The following is a 16,949-nucleotide window of genomic DNA, read 5'->3' as shown; positions in this document are numbered from 1 at the left end:
TTATACATCTAGTAATAACTGTGCCATCAACTCTGCACGATGCCAATCTTCTGGAGTATCAATATCTTGCACTCGCGTTCTAGGTAGTTCTACAATCCGTGACTTATTTGAAAAAATTACAGATTTATTTAACCAAGCTTTTGCCGTTCCCCAATAAAACTGCCCAGCATCATGCCAAGCTTCTTCTAAATCTTGTGAACGTTTACCAAAGTTTTCGGGCTGGAACATTTCAACGTTTCCATCCTGATTAAGCTTAATCGCCCTTTGAATTGGAAAAGCAAATGTTGTTGCACTAAAAGCATAATCTAGTGGGTTATTTTTTAATAATTGTAAACCTGCTTGTAAATCACTAGCTTGTACAAAAGGTGCTGTCGCATATAAACAGCAGATATAGTCTGGCGATTGTCCCTGCAATTGAGAAAAAGCTTGAGTAGCATGCTGCATTACATCTGCGGTGGTTGCATAATCATCAGACAAATGTGCAGGACGCATAAAAGGTACTTTAGCCCCATACTCTATTGCAATATCTGCAATTTCTTTATCATCGGTGGAAACCCATACTTCATCAAAACAACTACTTTTAAGTGCGGCCTCAATTGACCACGCAATCATTGGCTTACCATAAAAGTCTTTAATGTTTTTCCGAGGAATTCTTTTACTTCCGCCCCGCGCAGGAATAACCGCCAGTTGCATTGTTATACCAACACCTCTTTTAATGTTTGGTAAACATACTGAATTTGCTCATCAGTCAAATCAGGGAACATTGGTAAGCTAATAGCCGCTTCGTAATAAGCCTCAGCTTCAGGGAAGTCCCCTTGCTTAAAACCAAGCTGCTCATAATAAGGTTGAGTATGTACTGGAATATAATGTACGTTGACACCAATACCTTTCTCTCGCAACGTTTCAAAGATTTCTTTACGGCCTTTGCTCAATGCATCAAGTTTTAAACGGATAACGTATAAATGCAATCCAGAGTATGTTTCTGGCAATTGATAAGGTGTAATTAAGGGTAAATCTTTTAATAATTCATTATATTTTTTTGCAATTTCATGTCGTTTAGCCACAAAAGCTTCTAGACGAGTCAATTGTGTAACACCCAGAGCTGCTTGTAACTCAGTCATACGGTAGTTATAACCCAACTCTACCTGCTGGTAATACCATGGACCTTCTGACGGTTTAGTCATAAACTCAGGGTTACGAGTTACGCCATGGCTACGTAACAAATCAATTTTCTTGGCTAACTCTTCATTATTCGTAAGTGCCATTCCACCTTCAGCAGTCGTAATAATTTTGACAGGATGAAAGCTGAAGATCGTAATATCAGAATACTGATTAGAACCAATATAATTTTCTTTATATTTGCCACCAATTGCATGGGATGCATCTTCAATAATGCTAAAACCATACTCTTGAGAAAGTGCATGAATTTGTTCCATGTCACATGGCTGCCCACATAAATGTACAGGAACAACAATCTTCGGTAATTTATTATTTCGTTTTGCAACCTCTAATTTTGCCTTCAGAGCCTCAACTGAAAGGTTATACGTATCTGGATCAATATCAACAAAATCAACATCAGCTTCACAATATAAAGCACAGTTCGCTGAAGCAACAAAGGTAATAGGAGACGTCCAAAGAACATCTCCTTTTTTCAATCCCAATGCCAAACAAGCTACATGTAAAGCTGACGTCGCACTATTCATAGCAAAGGCATATTTAGCCCCTACCAGGTCTGCAACTGATTTTTCAAACAATGGGACTTGCGGCCCTTGCGTCAAAAAGTCAGATTGAAGAACCTGAATAACTGCATCAATATCTGCTTGATTTATATTTTGTTTGCCATATGGGATGAACATTTTAGATATTTCCTACTTTCTCAGCGTTTTCAGTTAACCATTTTTGTAAATCTTCTGGACTCATCCATTCAGTATTATTATCACTAGAATAGTGGAAACCTTCTGGGACTCTTTTACCGTCTTTAATACGTTCTGCCGTCTCTGCCCAATCATTAATTACAGGCAAGATTTTATAATGCTCTGGATATTCATAAGTATAATAAGCATCTTCGACACTAATCATTTGCTCATGTAATTTCTCACCAGGTCGAATCCCAACGACTTCTTGTTTTGCTTCTGGTGCAACAACGTTAGCAAGCTCTGTTACTTTCATTGAAGGGATTTTTTTCACATAAATCTCGCCTCCAACCATGTCTTCAAATGCATGCCAAACGAGCTCTACACCTTGCTCTAAAGAGATCATGAAACGAGTCATGCGGTCATCAGTGATTGGTAAAATACCTTTATCTTTAATTGACATAAAGAAAGGAATAACCGAACCACGAGAACCCATTACATTACCGTAACGAACAACCGAAAATTTCGTACCATGCTCACCAGAATAGGCATTACCCGCAACAAACAATTTATCAGAAGCAAGTTTTGTTGCACCGTATAGGTTAATTGGACTACTTGCTTTGTCTGTTGAAAGAGCAACTACACCTTTTACATTTTTATCAATACAAGCATCAATTAGATTCATTGCGCCATTAATATTTGTTTTGATACATTCAAATGGGTTGTACTCGGCAGTTGGTACAATCTTTGTTGCTGCCGCATGTACTACATAATCAACACCATCTAAAGCACGATATAAACGTTCTTTATCACGTACATCACCAATGAAAAAACGAACACGGCTATCGTCTTTAAACTTCTTTGCCATCTCCCATTGTTTCATTTCATCACGAGAAAAAATAATTATTTTTTTAGGATTATATTTTTCCAATGTCATAGGAACAAATGTATTACCAAAAGAACCTGTTCCACCTGTTACTAATATTGTTGAGCCTTGTAACATCTCTTCCTCATTTTTTAAACAAATTAAATTATTAATTAAATAAAATCAAAGCCTAATATTGGTCTCTGATTTATCTAAAACATACTTCAAGTCATAGAGTACATGTTTCTCTTTGCCTAAGGCATGAAACTCTTGTGCACTCATAGATTTAAACTGATTATGTGCTACGGCAATGACGATCGCATCATACAAGCCTTGTTGTAATTCTTTAATTGGCGCTAAACCATATTCGTGTTGTACTTCTGTATCATCAACCCATGGATCATAGATATCTAAATCTAGATCATACTCTTTAAGAGCTTTAATAAAGTCGACAATTTTTGTATTACGAATATCTGGGCAGTTTTCTTTAAAACTGAGACCCATTACTAAAATACGTGCACCAACCACTTGTATACGTTGCTTCACCATTTCCTTAATGAGCTGGGTTGCCACATGCTCACCCATACGGTCATTTAAACGGCGAGCCGCTAAAATAATTTCCGGATGCAATCCGATAGATTGGGCTTTATGTGTTAAATAGTACGGGTCTACACCAATACAATGTCCCCCTACTAACCCAGGACGAAATGGTAAAAAGTTCCACTTCGTTCCCGCTGCTCTAAGTACTTCTTCAGTATCAATGTCTAACTTATTAAAAATAAGAGCTAACTCATTAATAAGAGCAATGTTAACATCACGCTGAGTGTTTTCAATCACTTTAGCAGCTTCTGCAACCTTAATACTGGGTGCTTTATGTGTGCCCGCTTCAATAATCAGCTTATAAACGTCATCAACATAATCAGCCACCTCAGGATTTGAACCAGAGGTAATTTTTAAAATATTAGTTACACGATGAAGCTTATCACCAGGGTTAATTCGTTCAGGACTATAACCTGCGAAAAAGTCCTGATTAAACTTCAAACCTGACACTTTTTCTAAAACAGGAATACATACTTCTTCTGTTGCACCTGGGTAGACAGTAGATTCATAAACCACTACATCCCCTTTTTTAAGCACTTGACCAATACTAGTTGAAGCTTTAATTAAGGGAGTTAAATCAGGTTGTTTAAAGTCATCAATAGGTGTTGGAACGGTTACAATGAAAAAGTTATAGTCTTTTAATTCATTTAGGTCCGCGGTATAGCTTAACTGAACTGCTTGTTGTAATTCTTGTGTAGACACTTCTAAGGTATGGTCTTTACCGCTTTTAAGCTCATCAATACGTTTTTGATAAATATCAAAACCAACAACGGGTACTTTTTTCCCAAACTCAACTGCCAATGGCAAGCCTACATAGCCCAACCCAATAATTGCTATTTTTAAATTGGCAATTTGCATATAAACGAGCCTTTTTCCTTAGAGTTTATATCTAATAAATCATGCTTTTGGCACTTACAATGCAGCGTACTATATCAGATTTTTAGTTAACCCCGTACAGCAATTGTATAAATGTGTTTACAGTCTTTATAAGTAGAACTGATGAGTTTAGCTAAAATAATACATTTTTAATATTTCTGGTAAATGACTATAGCCTAGATGCCACTATCGGATAAACTAAACATACAAACCACTACGATTTTTCGGTGTTTTTTCATTTCTTTTCAGCTAGAATCTGTTCATCCTGCGTTTAATAGACACTTATTAGTATGCAGTGAACAATATCAATTAAAGATAAATACTCAAAGGGTTGCATGTGAAGTATTGCCAGTTTTTCTCTGTTCTTGCCTTAAGTTTGAGTGCCGCCAGCTGTGCAGTCACTTCGGGTTTACAAACTTACGATATTCCAAATGAAGGCGCTTATAGAACCGATCTTGGAACTACCGTTAATGTTGTTAAAATTTCTCAAGAAACACTTCCAGCAATACAACCTGCCCAAGTCGACTACCAACGCGACTATGCAAGCTTATTTAAAAATCAGCAAACTATTTACCGCCTAAGCCCAGGAGATATTCTCTCTATTCAGCTTTGGGCCTACCCTGAAATTACACCACCTGTAAACAACATTACTAGTGAACAATCTATTCAGGCCAATGGTTACCCTATTGACCAAAGTGGTTATATTCAGTTCCCATTAGTGGGTCGTTATAAAGCTGCCGGCAAGTCACTCGCTCAAGTTAACCGTGAACTTCACAACCAACTTTCTCGTTTCTTAAAAAACCCTGATGTAGTTGTCCGCGTACTATCTTATGAAGGTCAACGCTTCTCTGTGCAAGGCAGTGTCACTAAGGGTGGTCAGTTTTATTTAAGTGATCAACCTGTCAGTATTTATACTGCATTAGGTCTGGCAGGTGGCGTTACTACCACTGGTGATAACACTTATATTCAACTCATTCGAAATGGCCGGACTTATAATTTAAATACAATCGATCTAGAAAAAGCTGGGTATTCACTACATAAACTATTGGTTCAACCCAATGATACGATTTATGTGAGCACACGCGAAAACCAGAAAATTTATGTCATGGGTGAGTCAGGTAAAAACCAAGCTTTACCTATGCGTGACCAAGGCATGACCCTAACGGATGCTTTAGGTGAAAGTTTAGGGATTAACCCGAACTCGGCAAGTGCAAGCCGCATTTATGTAGTACGCACTAACCCAAATGATCACACAACAGAAATTTATCATCTAAATTTAATGAGTATTGGTGACTTTGGTTTAGCCAATCAGTTTAGACTACGTAGTAATGATATTGTCTATGTTGATGCGACTGGCTTGACCCGTTGGCAGCGTGTGATTAACCAAATTATTCCATTCTCAAATGCTTTATATAATATAGACCGCTTGGGCCAATAATATTATGCAAATTAAAAATATTTTGGTGGTTTGCATTGGAAATATCTGCCGTAGCCCTATGGCAGAATATTTCTTAAAGCAGCAATATCCCCAATTAAATATTGAGTCTGCTGGCATTTCAGGGCTCGTGGGGCATCAGGCAGACAATAAAGCACAACTTTGTATGCAGCGCTTAGGGATTGACATGCAACCACATGTGGCACGTAAGCTTAGTGCTGAACATATAAAAAAAGCTGACCTTATTTTGGTCATGAGTAACAACCAGCAAAAGCATATTGAGCAAACTTGGCCCTTTGCAAAAGGTAAAACCTACCGCTTAGGGCATTGGCAAAACAAAAACGTGCCAGATCCATATCAGCATGATCAAGCTGTTTTTGATGAAACCTGCCAACTCATACAGCAATGTGTTGCTGACTGGAAACCTTATATTTAACGCCAAGATTTTAAGCTTATGAACCAAAATACAAACACCGAAGATACAATTGATTTAAAAGAATTGTTTTTTTCACTCATTGCTCAGTGGAAGCTGATCGCGCTCTGTATTATTTTGAGCCTTGTGTGTGCCCTGCTCTATTTACGTGTAACACCGGATACCTATTCGGTTGATGCTTTGGTTCAGGTTGAAGATAGTAAAGGGGCCTCTGCAGCACTTTTAGGCGATTTGTCACAAATGATTGAGCAAAAATCACCAGCTCAAGCAGAAATTGAAATTTTAAAATCACGTCTGGTTTTAGGTTCAGTCATTAAAGATTTACATCTGAATATACAAGTTTCCAGCACAGAAAATACCCTTACTCATCGTTTATTAAGCGATACTGAATATAAAACTGAATACACCCAAAAATCGGTTTTATTTAAAGACGACTTAAAAAGTTTTGAAATTCGTGAATTTGAAGTACCAGCATACTATTTAGATAAAAATTTACTTCTTAATTTTGATAAACAATCTTTACGTTTAACTGATCCAAAAACAGAAGAGGTCCTATTAACCGTTCCTCTAAATCATGCTAACCGTGTTGCTGGTCCTCACGGAGTTTGGAAAGTTGCCGTCTTTACTAAAGATCAGCTTGATGCAACTTATAACATTACTAATTCATCTTTACCTGCAACTGTAGATGCTATTACTGCTAACTACTCAGTAGGAGAACGCGGTAAGCTTACTGGAGTGCTAGGTTTAAATTATCAGGGTCAAGATAAAGAGCATATCACCAAAGTACTTAATGCAATTTTAGCGACTTATAGTGCACAAAATATTGAACGTCGTTCGGCTGAATCTGCTCAAACATTAAAGTTTTTGGATGAGCAGCTTCCTGACCTAAAAAAACAACTGGATGATGCAGAACGCCAATTTAATAAATTCCGTCAACAATACAATACGGTTGATGTGACCAAAGAATCTGAGCTATATTTAACTCAAAGTATTACTTTAGAGACTAAAAAAGCTGAGCTTGAACAAAAGCAAGCTGAAATGGTCGCAAAGTATACTGCGGAACACCCTGCTATGCGTGAAATTAATGGACAGCTTGCAGCCATTAATAAACAAATTGGTGAACTCAACAGCACACTAAAACAATTACCTGATGTTCAACGTCAATATTTACAGCTTTATCGTGAAGTAGAAGTGAAAACTCAGCTCTATACAGCGCTTCTCAACTCTTACCAACAACTTCGCATTGCCAAAGCTGGCGAAATTGGTAATGTCCGTATTGTTGATACAGCAGTTGAACCAGTAGAACCAATTAAGCCGAAGAAACTGCTTGTTCTAGTTTTATCACTTTTTGTTGGTAGTTTTATTGGAGCTTTAATTGCTCTATTACGCAATATGTTGCGTAGTGGTGTGAAAGACTCTGGTCAAATTGAGAATGAACTGGATTTACCAGTTTATGCGACAGTTCCACGTTCTCCAATTCAAGAAACTCGAATGAATATCTTGAAGAAGAAGAAGAGCATTCCTATTCTTGCTGTTAAAAATAGTGATGATATTGCTATCGAAAGCCTACGTAGCATTCGTACAGCCATTCACTTTGCTTTAACAAATGCTAAGAATAATATCATCATGATTGCCGGCCCTTCTCCAGAAGTGGGCAAATCATTTATTTCGACTAACCTTGCAACGATTTTTGCGCAAGGCAATAAACGCGTCTTGCTCATTGATGCTGACATGCGCCGCGGTTATATGCATAAATACTTCGATGTAAATGTAAAACCTGGTCTTTCTGAACTACTAAGCGGACAGGCAGACTTTCAACAGGTTCTTCACAAAACTCAAGTTGCTAACTTAGATGTGATTACTCGTGGTAAGAGCCCAACGAACCCTTCGGAAATCTTAAGCTCTAATCAGTTTAAAGATTTACTAGAAAAAGTTCAAAGTGAATATGACCACATCATTATCGATACTCCACCTGTCCTTGCAGTAACCGATGGTATTATCATTTCACAATATACAGGCGTGAACTTAATTGTTGCGCGTTATGCTAAGTCGCAAATGAAAGAGCTTGAATTAACGCTTAATCGCTTTGAACAAGCAGGTGTTAAAGTCAACGGCTTTATCCTTAACGATATTCAACGTGCGAGCGCGGGTTATGGTTATGGCTATAACTATGCCTATGCTTATAAAGCACAAAAAGAAGATTAACTGAAAAGTGATAAGAGAACCGGATCAAATGATCCGGTTTTTTTATTTAAGATTTTTTAAGTCTATCCCTACTAAAACTAACTAAAATATATAAAAAACCACTCGTTTTTTTTCTTAAACATTCTATGCTTAAGCATGCTAAGATCAAAAGCAGCCTTTTTAGACTCAAATGATTATTTTTGGAACCTTTTATGAGTAAAGCCTTACCCATTGCTGTCGCTGTAGTTTTAGGCGGTGCTGCACTTGTACCAGTTTATTATGCAAGCCAACATCCGACCACAGAAGTCGGAAGCAAAGCAAATAAAAATGCCTCTCCAATTGAAAAAATCAGTTATGTTCTTGGGTACGAAGTTGCTCAGCAAACTCCACCTGAACTTGACACAAAATCTTTTGTGAAAGGGATTCATGATGCTCGTAATAAGCAACCAAGTGCTTATACTCAAGAAGAGTTAAAAGCTGCTGTTGCTGCTTATGAAAAAGAATTGCAGCAAAAAATGCAACAACAAGATAAACCACAGCAAGCCGCTGGTGCAGCGTCTGAATCTGCAGATGTTCAATTCCTTGCAGAAAATAAAACAAAAGCTGGTGTAAAAACTACAGCGTCTGGCTTGCAATACATCATTACTAAAGAAGGCACAGGTAAACAACCAACTGCGCAATCTATGGTTAAAGTACATTACGAAGGCCGACTAATTAATGGTCAAGTTTTTGATAGTTCTTATAAGCGCGGTGAGCCTGTTGAGTTTCCTCTCAATCAAGTTATTCCAGGCTGGACTGAAGGGCTTCAGCTCATGAAAGAAGGTGGTAAAGCAACGTTCTTTATCCCATCTAATCTTGCTTATGGCCCTCAGGAACTTCCTGGTATTCCAGCAAACAGTACACTGATTTTTGATGTAGAACTCATTTCAGTGAAATAAAAACATTCAGGAGAGTAAAACAGTACTCTCCTTTTTTTTGGAAAACAGCATGAAAAAAATTGGTTTAATTATTGCAACATCAACAATGAGTTTATCTGTTTTTGCTGCTGCACCTATTACAAATAAAAGCCCAGCAAAAGAACAATTTAGCTATAGTTATGGCTATTTAATGGGTCGTAATAATACTGAAGCATTAACAGATTTAAATCTTGATATTTTTTACCAAGGCTTACAAGAAGGTGCTCAGAACAAAACCGCACGCTTAACTGACGAAGAAATGGCGAAAGCGATTAATGATTATAAAAAAACTTTAGAAGCTAAGCAGCTTGTTGAATTTCAAAAAGTAGGTCAACAAAATGCTCAAGCAGGTGCTGCATTTCTTGCTGATAATGCAAAAAAATCGGGTGTAATCACGACTAAATCAGGCCTCCAATACCAAGTATTAAAAGAAGGTACAGGTAAAAAACCGAAAGCTGTATCACGTGTTAAGGTGAATTATGAAGGTCGTTTACTCGACGGAACTGTATTTGACAGCTCAATCGCACGTAATCATCCAGTTGAATTTCAGCTTAGCCAAGTGATTGCAGGCTGGACTGAAGGTCTACAAACCATGAAAGAAGGCGGTAAAACACGTTTCTTTATCCCTGCAAATCTCGCTTACGGTGAAGTCGGTGCAGGGGAGACGATTGGTCCAAATAGCACTTTAATTTTCGATATCGAATTGCTACAAGTTTTGCCAAAATAAATGTATTAGTATAAAAAAGCGATCATTTAAGATCGCTTTTTTTATTTTTAGTGTTTTAAATCTCTAGGTCGAAAACCCGTAAGGATTAAACCGATCAGGTAAGCAATTATCCCAACTACGCATAGTCCTACGACTTCGGCAACACGTAACCACTGTGAAAGCTCTCCGTTATACCAATTGAGCCCAAACCAAAGCGCTGCAATCATAGCGAGGTTTGCTAAACCATATTGAAGTCCTAATTTTTTCCAATGTGAACCAAATCGGAAAATATTACGCTTATGCAAATAGAAGTAGAGTAAACCGGCATTTACTAACGCTGAACCTGAAGATGCTAGTGCAAGTGCCATATGTTCTGCATGCCAATCAATAAGCTTAAAGAAACCAATAAATACAACGTTTAAAATCGCATTAGCTGCAACTGACATTAAACCTACACGCACTGGTGTTTTTGTGTCTTGTTGTGCATAGAAACCAGGTGCAAATACTTTAATAAGCATGAAAGAAATTACTCCAGCACTCATACATTGCAATGCTAGAGCTGTCATTTGTGTATCACGTAGATCAAACTCACCACGCTGGAATAATGCTTGAATAATCGGTGTTGAAAGCATAAATAAAGCAATACTTGCCGGTAATCCTACCAATACAATGACTTTTGCAGCCCAGTCGATCATACCGCGGAACTTTGCTTGATCCTGCTCTGCATGACGGGCAGAAAGCGAAGGCAAAATTACTGTACCAATCGCAACACCAATTAAACCTAAAGGTAGCTCAGTCATGCGTTCGGCACTATAGAGCCAAGACACTGAACCATCTTGCATGAAAGATGCCCAAATCGTATTTAGCAATAGGTTAATCTGAGTCACAGATACACCAAATAATGCTGGAAGCATTAATTTTAAAATACGCTCTACACCCTCATGTTTAAAATCAACTTTAGGTGGAATCAGTAAGTTTTTACGCCACAATTCAGGAATTTGTATCGCTAACTGTAATACCCCAGCTGCAACAACTGACCAGCCTAATGCTTTGATTGGCTCAGCCATATACGGCGTAAGCCACCACGCTCCTGCAATCATCGCTACATTGAGTAAAACTGGCGAAAAAGCTGGTGAGGCAAATGAGCCATAACTATTTAAGATGCTGCTGGCAAAAGCCGTTAGCGACATGAACATTAAATAAGGAATGGTCAAACGGAACATACTGACAGCTAAATCGAACTTTTCCGGATCGCTGTGGAAGCCCGGTGCGTACATATAAATGATTGCAGGTGCTAAAACCATAGCCACAAAAGTGAGTAAGGTCATAACTGTTAGTAAACAGCCAAATACCCGACTAATTAAGATCTGTACTTCAGCGTGTGCTCGACCCGTTTTATATTCAGTTAAGACTGGGATAAAGGCCTGAGAAAAGGCGCCTTCGGCAAACAATCGTCGAAAGAAGTTGGGAATACGAAAAGCAACGACGAAGGTATCAAAATCTTTACCTGCACCAAACACGTTGAGCAATACTACGTCACGCACGAGCCCTAACACTCGTGACAACATCGTCATTGCACTGACAATAAAAGTCGATCGCCACAATGCCATCGCACTCACCTACAGCTATATTCGAAAGTCGCTATTGTAATGAAACTAAAAAATCTTTTCGTTGTGAAATGATGAATGAACTCAAGTTTTTTTCTGAGCAAGTAATTGTTTAAAGTGCTGCCATTTAAAATGAGGGCCCGGATCGGTTTTTCGGCCAGGGGCAATGTCTGAATGACCTGCAATATGGTTTTTAATTTCTGGATAAGCTTGGCGGATAGCGGTAACAACGTCAGTTAGCACTTCATATTGTACATCTTCAAAAGGTAAATCATCACTTCCTTCAAGTTCTATACCAATTGAATAATCATTGCATTCTACTTTAGCTAAATAGCTCGAACGTCCTGCATGCCATGCACGATCATTAAAATTAACAAACTGTAGGACTTCACCTGTACGTAAAATTAACAGATGTGTAGAAACCTGCATGCCTTCAATAGTCTGAAAATAAGGATGAACTGACCAATCTAGCTGGTTTTGAAAAAACTGCTCAATATAGCCACCTCCAAATTGAGACGGCGGCAAACTAATATTATGAACCACAATCATTTGAATTTCGGTGCCAGTCGGACGCTGGTTAAAATTTGGAGAAGGGATTTGTCTCGCCCCTTTTAATTGTCCATCTATAACTTCATACGCTGTGATTTGCTTCATTGAGACGCCAATAAATTGCTTACCAATTGTTTTAGTTTAAAACAGTTATGAGCTTTTCAAAGTAGTAAATGCGATTGTTTATCGCGATTAATCTCATAAAACAGCTTATTTTTCAGGTCGACGATGCTAATATATCGCAAGTTTTAGGGTCATCGACAAAATGGAAACCGTATGAGCATACCTCAGTCTTTGCTTGAACAATCAATTCAAATCAATATTCAACAAGCATTACAAGAAGATATTGGGGACGGTGACATTACCGCTATGCTCACACCTGGAGATGAGCAAGCCACTGCAACCATTATTAGTCGCGAAGATATGGTCTTAGCTGGACAACCGTGGGTTAATGCGCTCATCTCAGCTTATGACAATACTGTTCAAGTGACTTGGCTAAAACAAGAAGGTGAACGTGTTGCTGCAAACGAAGCCTTTTTAAAGCTTGCTGGTTCTGCACGTAGCTTACTGACTGTAGAGCGCCCTGCTTTAAACTTTATTCAAACTTTGTCTGCTGTTGCAACAAAAACTGCTGAATATGTTCAACATCTTGAAGGTTTAAATACAAAACTTCTCGATACACGTAAAACTCTACCGGGCTTACGTATTGCACAAAAATATGCGGTTGCTATTGGCGGCGGACAAAACCATCGTCTTGGTTTATTTGATGCGTTCTTAATTAAAGAAAACCATATTATGGCAGCAGGAGGTATTGCTCAGGCAATTGCCAAAGCACATCAAATCGCGCCGGGCAAACCTGTTGAAGTCGAAGTTGAAACTTGGGATGAGCTAAACCAAGCGCTTGAAGCTGGGGCGGACATTGTCATGCTCGACAATTTTAGCCAACAGCAAATGATTGATGCCGTAAAACATGTGGCGGGCCGCTGTAAACTCGAAGCATCTGGCAATATCACTATTGAAAATTTGCGCGAAGTTGCCACCACTGGTGTTGACTACATTTCTATGGGTGTACTGACTAAAGACGTTAGAGCTGTTGATTTATCTATGCGTTTTAATGCTTAGATATAATCTGCGTCATTATTGGTATTTTTTTGCGACTTGGTCATGTCTGCCGCTTGTGTTTTTTGCCACGCTGACTGAGTCGCTTGTGCCCCACTATCACGTGGATCGGCAGCCATTAAAACAAATGTAACTACTGCCAATAATACAATAAAACCTTGTAGCATAAATTTTCCCCATTACTTTAAAAAAATCAGGGTTTCAAGGTAAAAGATAAATATGACCAGGCTTAGGAGATTCTGTTACAAAAGGTAAGTCTTTATTTTTATTATTCATCTATACGACAGCATCTTCCCACATAGTATTTTATATAAACACCCTATTCCCTTTATTTACTATCGTGACAGGTGACATGGATGTCACCGTTTCTCTGTGTTACATGGAGGTAACATCAGAGAAACAGAGGTTTTTGTCACTTTTGACCTTTCAAAAGTGAGGAAGCCTATACAACATCTATTTGAATTTCATATGATATAAGGCCGTGCTTTTTTATCAAAGTCATCTAAATCGGCTTTAAATAACAATTCCAATTCAGACTATATAACTTAAGACTCTAAATAACCCATATATGGATCAGAAATTGAATCTTCTTGAGTTTCTAGACGTCCTGCGAAACGGCGACTAAATGTCGCATCATCCGCTAATGTCACCGTAAAGTCATACCAACCACCAAATTCAGACATATCCCAGACCAGTTCTTTTTCAGAACTATTCGTTTCTATATTCCAAGTCTTATTTGGAAGATAAGCATTTGCTTTGACTGTGAGCTTAACTGAATTATTACCATCATGACGCACTTTTAAATACAAATTCGCATCACATTCTTCCACACATACTCTAATTTCCGGTAAAGCTTGAGTCTGGTTAACTTGACTCAAATTACCTTTAAATGCACGGTGGAAACCATTTGGTCCAAGTACCCATAAATCATACTGTCCATTTATAGTAGTCCATACGTCATCAAGCTGTTTACCTGCCTCGACCATATAACGACGGGGAATTCCCGTAAGATCTAATCGGTTATAGACATGGAAAACGGCCGCCTGTTTACCTGTATTAGAGAACATCAGCTTGATCGTTTTTTGAGTGACATCGACTTTGGCACTGGTGTGCAAAATATAGGGCAAAGCACGTGATGGCCGAATTCCTATTTCTTGCTGAGGAAATTGTTGCTGGCTCGGAACAGAAACTTGCGGCAATAGTTCTTGAGCGATACGAATCGCATCGGCTTCGGCTTTGGTTTTCTTGCCGTCTAGTTCAGCAACAGGCAGAACGTTCGGTGTTTTAAAATTAAATGCTGTCGTTAAATCACCACATACAGCACGGCGGTACGGACTAATGTTAAGTTCTTGCACACCAAAGCGTTTTTCCAAAAACTGTAAAATAGAGGTATGGTCAAAGACTTGAGAATTTACCCATCCTCCACGGCTCCACGGCGAAATCACATACATTGGAACGCGTACACCTGGGCCATATACCCGCCCGTCTGTTTCGGGTTGAGATTTTGAAGTCGCTACAGCTGGATGGTCAAAATATTCATAAGATAATTGCTGATCCGTTAAAGTGGTTTTTCCATATACAACACCGTTTGTATCTTTAGAAGGTGCACTTGGTGAAGGAACATGGTCAAAGAAACCGTCATTTTCATCGAAGTTCACCAATAAAACGGTTTGGCTCCATAACTCAGGGTTTTCAGTTAATGCATTTAATACTTCCTGAATATACCAAGCACCTTGCACAGGACTAGATGGCCCCGGATGTTCACTGTAAGTTGCAGGAGCGACCAACCAACTCACCTGCGGTAATTTACCTTGTGCGATATCAGCTTTAAAAGTTCCTAGAAAACCACCGTCCGGCATGGTATTGGCAATACCTTTGTAAAGTGGTTGAGTCGCATCAATCTTTTCATCATATGCTGGGCATATTGGTGTATCGTTGCTGACAGGCTGACCAGATTGCTCATTTGCACGGCGATATTGCTTGAAACCAGCTAAAGGGTTATCAGTAAAGTTATCCGGCATGTTTTGATAAACTTTCCATGTCACGCCAGCCTGCTGTAAACGCTCAGGATATGTCGTCCATTCATAACCTTCTGTTGATGGTCCAATCCCATCAAATTCATTTACCACACTCGCAACACCTGCACCTGTAGGGCCATTGGTTCCCGTCCAGATAAATTTACGGTTCGGGTTAGTTCCCGCGTGCATGGCACAGTGGTAGGCATCACAAATCGTAAAAGCATTCGCTAAGGCAAATTGATATTCAACTTCTTGTTTTTTGTAATAGCCCATCGACTGCGGTTGTTTATGCGCTACCCAATCACTCATACGCCCATTATCCCAAGCACCTTGACCATCTGACCATGAATGATTTGTACCTGAAACACGCTGAGCATTTCCTAAACGGCTGTCGAGATGGTAAGGCAATACTTTCTTTTTATTCGCATCGTATTGCTCCCAAACCTTTCGGCCTTCCGTCATAGGAATAGTAAAGCGGTCACCAAAACCACGTACACCTTTTAGTGTTCCAAAGTAATTATCAAATGAACGGTTTTCCTGAGTCAAAATCACGATGTGTTTAACATCTTGAATAGTTCCATTTTCAACTTTGGCGTCAATTGCTAACGCTTTTTGAATACTCAGCGGGAAACTCGCTAGAGCAGCAGTCCCAAACATTGTTTTTGTAGAATTTAAAAGAAATTCGCGACGATTCATTAGTTCTATCCTGAGTTCTTATTATGGTGCACAGTGCATTTTGCAATTACTGGTAGGCGGTGTTGTTGGCGATGAATTATCTGAGTCATTATCATCGTTACAAGCACTGAGCATGAGTGCTAAAGATGTAATTAATAAAATTGAAAGTTTTCGCATTGGTTTTTTCCAAACGGTTTAAATGCGAACTACTAATAAAGCGTTAAAGTGACAGGCAAGTGATGTTTTTATGTCGATTTGATGAAGGCATAAAAAAACACATCCGAAGATGCGTTTTTTAGAAAACTTAAACTTACCAGCCTAAAGCTTCTTGTTGCTTTTTAATGAGCTCGGCAATTCCTTTTTCGGCCATTTCTAACATGGCATTGCTTTGAGCACGGGTAAAAGGTTTGTCTTCCGCTGTACCTTGAATTTCAATAAACTCACCTGCTTGTGTCATCACCACGTTTAAGTCAGTTTGACAGTTCGAATCTTCTTCATAGCAAAGATCAAGCAATACTTCGTCTTGATACATGCCTACAGAAATTGCAGCAACTAAGCCTTTAAGCGGATCATGCTTAATTTTCTTTTGAGACAATAAAACATTCATCGCATCAACTAATGCTACAGCCGCACCAGTGATTGAAGCAGTACGCGTACCACCATCAGCCTGAATTACATCGCAATCGATGGTAATCGTGTTTTCACCAAGCTTTTTCAAATCAACCATCGCACGTAAGCTACGGCCAATCAAACGTTGGATTTCTTGAGTACGACCAGTTTGTTTACCACGAGCAGCTTCACGGTCACAACGTGAATGTGTTGAACGCGGTAACATGCCATATTCTGCTGTTACCCAGCCTTGGCCTTGGCCTTTTAAAAAGCGTGGCACTGAGTTATCAATGCTTGCAGTACAAAGGACTTTGGTGTGACCAAATTCGACCAGTACAGAACCTTCAGCATAACGGGTGTAGTTTCGTGTAATTTTCACTTCACGTAATTGGTCTAATGCACGTTGGTCAATACGCATAATCCTTCCTAACTTCTCTTAAATACAAACTTGGGCATAGTATAGC

16 protein-coding genes are annotated in these 16,949 nt (G+C 38.9%); 6 read left to right on the top strand and 10 right to left on the bottom strand.

Annotated features, from left to right (window positions below; all coding sequences use genetic code 11):
- Genes pseF through tviB form a run of 4 tightly spaced genes read right to left on the bottom strand, consistent with a single transcriptional unit; the run spans nt 1 to nt 4,176 of the window.
- On the bottom strand, nt 1-693 hold the full coding sequence (gene pseF, locus ACINWC141_RS02030) for a pseudaminic acid cytidylyltransferase (RefSeq protein ID WP_009387674.1): 693 nt from the start codon (nt 691-693) through the stop codon (nt 1-3).
- Nucleotides 694-695: 2 nt separating this feature from the next.
- The gene (pseC, locus tag ACINWC141_RS02025) at nt 696-1,856 is read right to left on the bottom strand and encodes a UDP-4-amino-4,6-dideoxy-N-acetyl-beta-L-altrosamine transaminase (protein ID WP_009387448.1); all 1,161 of its coding nucleotides are present in this window, start codon (nt 1,854-1,856) and stop codon (nt 696-698) included.
- Between the two features lies 1 nt (nt 1,857).
- The gene (gene pseB, locus ACINWC141_RS02020; protein WP_009387362.1) at nt 1,858-2,856 is read right to left on the bottom strand and encodes a UDP-N-acetylglucosamine 4,6-dehydratase (inverting); all 999 of its coding nucleotides are present in this window, start codon (nt 2,854-2,856) and stop codon (nt 1,858-1,860) included.
- Nucleotides 2,857-2,901: 45 nt separating this feature from the next.
- The gene (gene tviB, locus ACINWC141_RS02015) at nt 2,902-4,176 is read right to left on the bottom strand and encodes a Vi polysaccharide biosynthesis UDP-N-acetylglucosamine C-6 dehydrogenase TviB (RefSeq protein ID WP_009387501.1); all 1,275 of its coding nucleotides are present in this window, start codon (nt 4,174-4,176) and stop codon (nt 2,902-2,904) included.
- Between the two features lie 355 nt (nt 4,177-4,531).
- On the opposite strand from tviB, the gene ACINWC141_RS02010 reads away from it, so the two are divergent.
- From ACINWC141_RS02010 to bamJ (ACINWC141_RS01990), 5 genes are all read left to right on the top strand, one after another.
- On the top strand, nt 4,532-5,632 hold the full coding sequence (locus ACINWC141_RS02010) for a polysaccharide biosynthesis/export family protein (protein WP_009387464.1): 1,101 nt from the start codon (nt 4,532-4,534) through the stop codon (nt 5,630-5,632).
- A gap of 4 nt (nt 5,633-5,636) precedes the next feature.
- On the top strand, nt 5,637-6,065 hold the full coding sequence (locus ACINWC141_RS02005) for a low molecular weight protein-tyrosine-phosphatase (RefSeq protein WP_009387645.1): 429 nt from the start codon (nt 5,637-5,639) through the stop codon (nt 6,063-6,065).
- An 18-nt stretch (nt 6,066-6,083) separates the two neighbouring features.
- On the top strand, nt 6,084-8,267 hold the full coding sequence (locus ACINWC141_RS02000; protein ID WP_009387667.1) for a polysaccharide biosynthesis tyrosine autokinase: 2,184 nt from the start codon (nt 6,084-6,086) through the stop codon (nt 8,265-8,267).
- A gap of 191 nt (nt 8,268-8,458) precedes the next feature.
- On the top strand, nt 8,459-9,184 hold the full coding sequence (gene bamJ, locus ACINWC141_RS01995; protein WP_009387700.1) for a BamJ family beta-barrel-assembly machinery protein: 726 nt from the start codon (nt 8,459-8,461) through the stop codon (nt 9,182-9,184).
- Nucleotides 9,185-9,233: 49 nt separating this feature from the next.
- Nucleotides 9,234-9,929 (top strand): BamJ family beta-barrel-assembly machinery protein, encoded by a 696-nt coding sequence (gene bamJ, locus ACINWC141_RS01990; protein ID WP_009387474.1) that lies wholly within the window; start codon nt 9,234-9,236, stop codon nt 9,927-9,929.
- Nucleotides 9,930-9,976: 47 nt separating this feature from the next.
- On the opposite strand, the gene murJ is transcribed toward bamJ (ACINWC141_RS01990), so the two are convergent.
- Together murJ and ampD are read right to left on the bottom strand one after the other, a co-directional pair.
- Entirely contained in the window at nt 9,977-11,527 is a 1,551-nt protein-coding gene (murJ, locus tag ACINWC141_RS01985) for a murein biosynthesis integral membrane protein MurJ (RefSeq protein WP_171061948.1), read from the bottom strand.
- 72 nt (nt 11,528-11,599) lie between these two features.
- Nucleotides 11,600-12,169 carry a 1,6-anhydro-N-acetylmuramyl-L-alanine amidase AmpD gene (gene ampD, locus ACINWC141_RS01980; RefSeq protein ID WP_009387697.1) on the bottom strand — a complete coding sequence of 190 codons (570 nt, stop codon included), beginning with the start codon at nt 12,167-12,169 and terminating at the stop codon, nt 11,600-11,602.
- A gap of 171 nt (nt 12,170-12,340) precedes the next feature.
- On the opposite strand from ampD, the gene nadC reads away from it, so the two are divergent.
- Nucleotides 12,341-13,186, top strand: a complete 846-nt coding sequence (gene nadC, locus ACINWC141_RS01975) for a carboxylating nicotinate-nucleotide diphosphorylase (protein WP_009387688.1) — start codon at nt 12,341-12,343, stop codon at nt 13,184-13,186.
- Here the strand turns inward: nadC and ACINWC141_RS19230 are convergent.
- The 4 genes from ACINWC141_RS19230 to rph all read right to left on the bottom strand — a co-directional run bounded on the left by ACINWC141_RS19230 (nt 13,183) and on the right by rph (nt 16,903).
- On the bottom strand, nt 13,183-13,350 hold the full coding sequence (locus ACINWC141_RS19230) for an ABZJ_00068 family colistin stress protein (RefSeq protein ID WP_009387451.1): 168 nt from the start codon (nt 13,348-13,350) through the stop codon (nt 13,183-13,185). The genes nadC and ACINWC141_RS19230 overlap by 4 nt on opposite strands.
- A gap of 378 nt (nt 13,351-13,728) precedes the next feature.
- On the bottom strand, nt 13,729-15,897 hold the full coding sequence (locus tag ACINWC141_RS01970; protein ID WP_009387441.1) for a phosphocholine-specific phospholipase C: 2,169 nt from the start codon (nt 15,895-15,897) through the stop codon (nt 13,729-13,731).
- Nucleotides 15,898-15,918: 21 nt separating this feature from the next.
- Nucleotides 15,919-16,053: a hypothetical protein gene (locus ACINWC141_RS20610; RefSeq protein WP_254974790.1), complete on the bottom strand. Its 135-nt coding sequence runs from the start codon at nt 16,051-16,053 to the stop codon at nt 15,919-15,921.
- A 133-nt stretch (nt 16,054-16,186) separates the two neighbouring features.
- Nucleotides 16,187-16,903, bottom strand: a complete 717-nt coding sequence (gene rph / locus ACINWC141_RS01965) for a ribonuclease PH (RefSeq protein ID WP_002120794.1) — start codon at nt 16,901-16,903, stop codon at nt 16,187-16,189.
- Nucleotides 16,904-16,949 lie beyond the last annotated feature (46 nt).

It is taken from the genome of Acinetobacter sp. WC-141 (assembly GCF_000313935.1).
Taxonomy (GTDB): domain Bacteria; phylum Pseudomonadota; class Gammaproteobacteria; order Pseudomonadales; family Moraxellaceae; genus Acinetobacter.
This window is presented reverse-complemented; position numbering and strand designations above follow the sequence as displayed.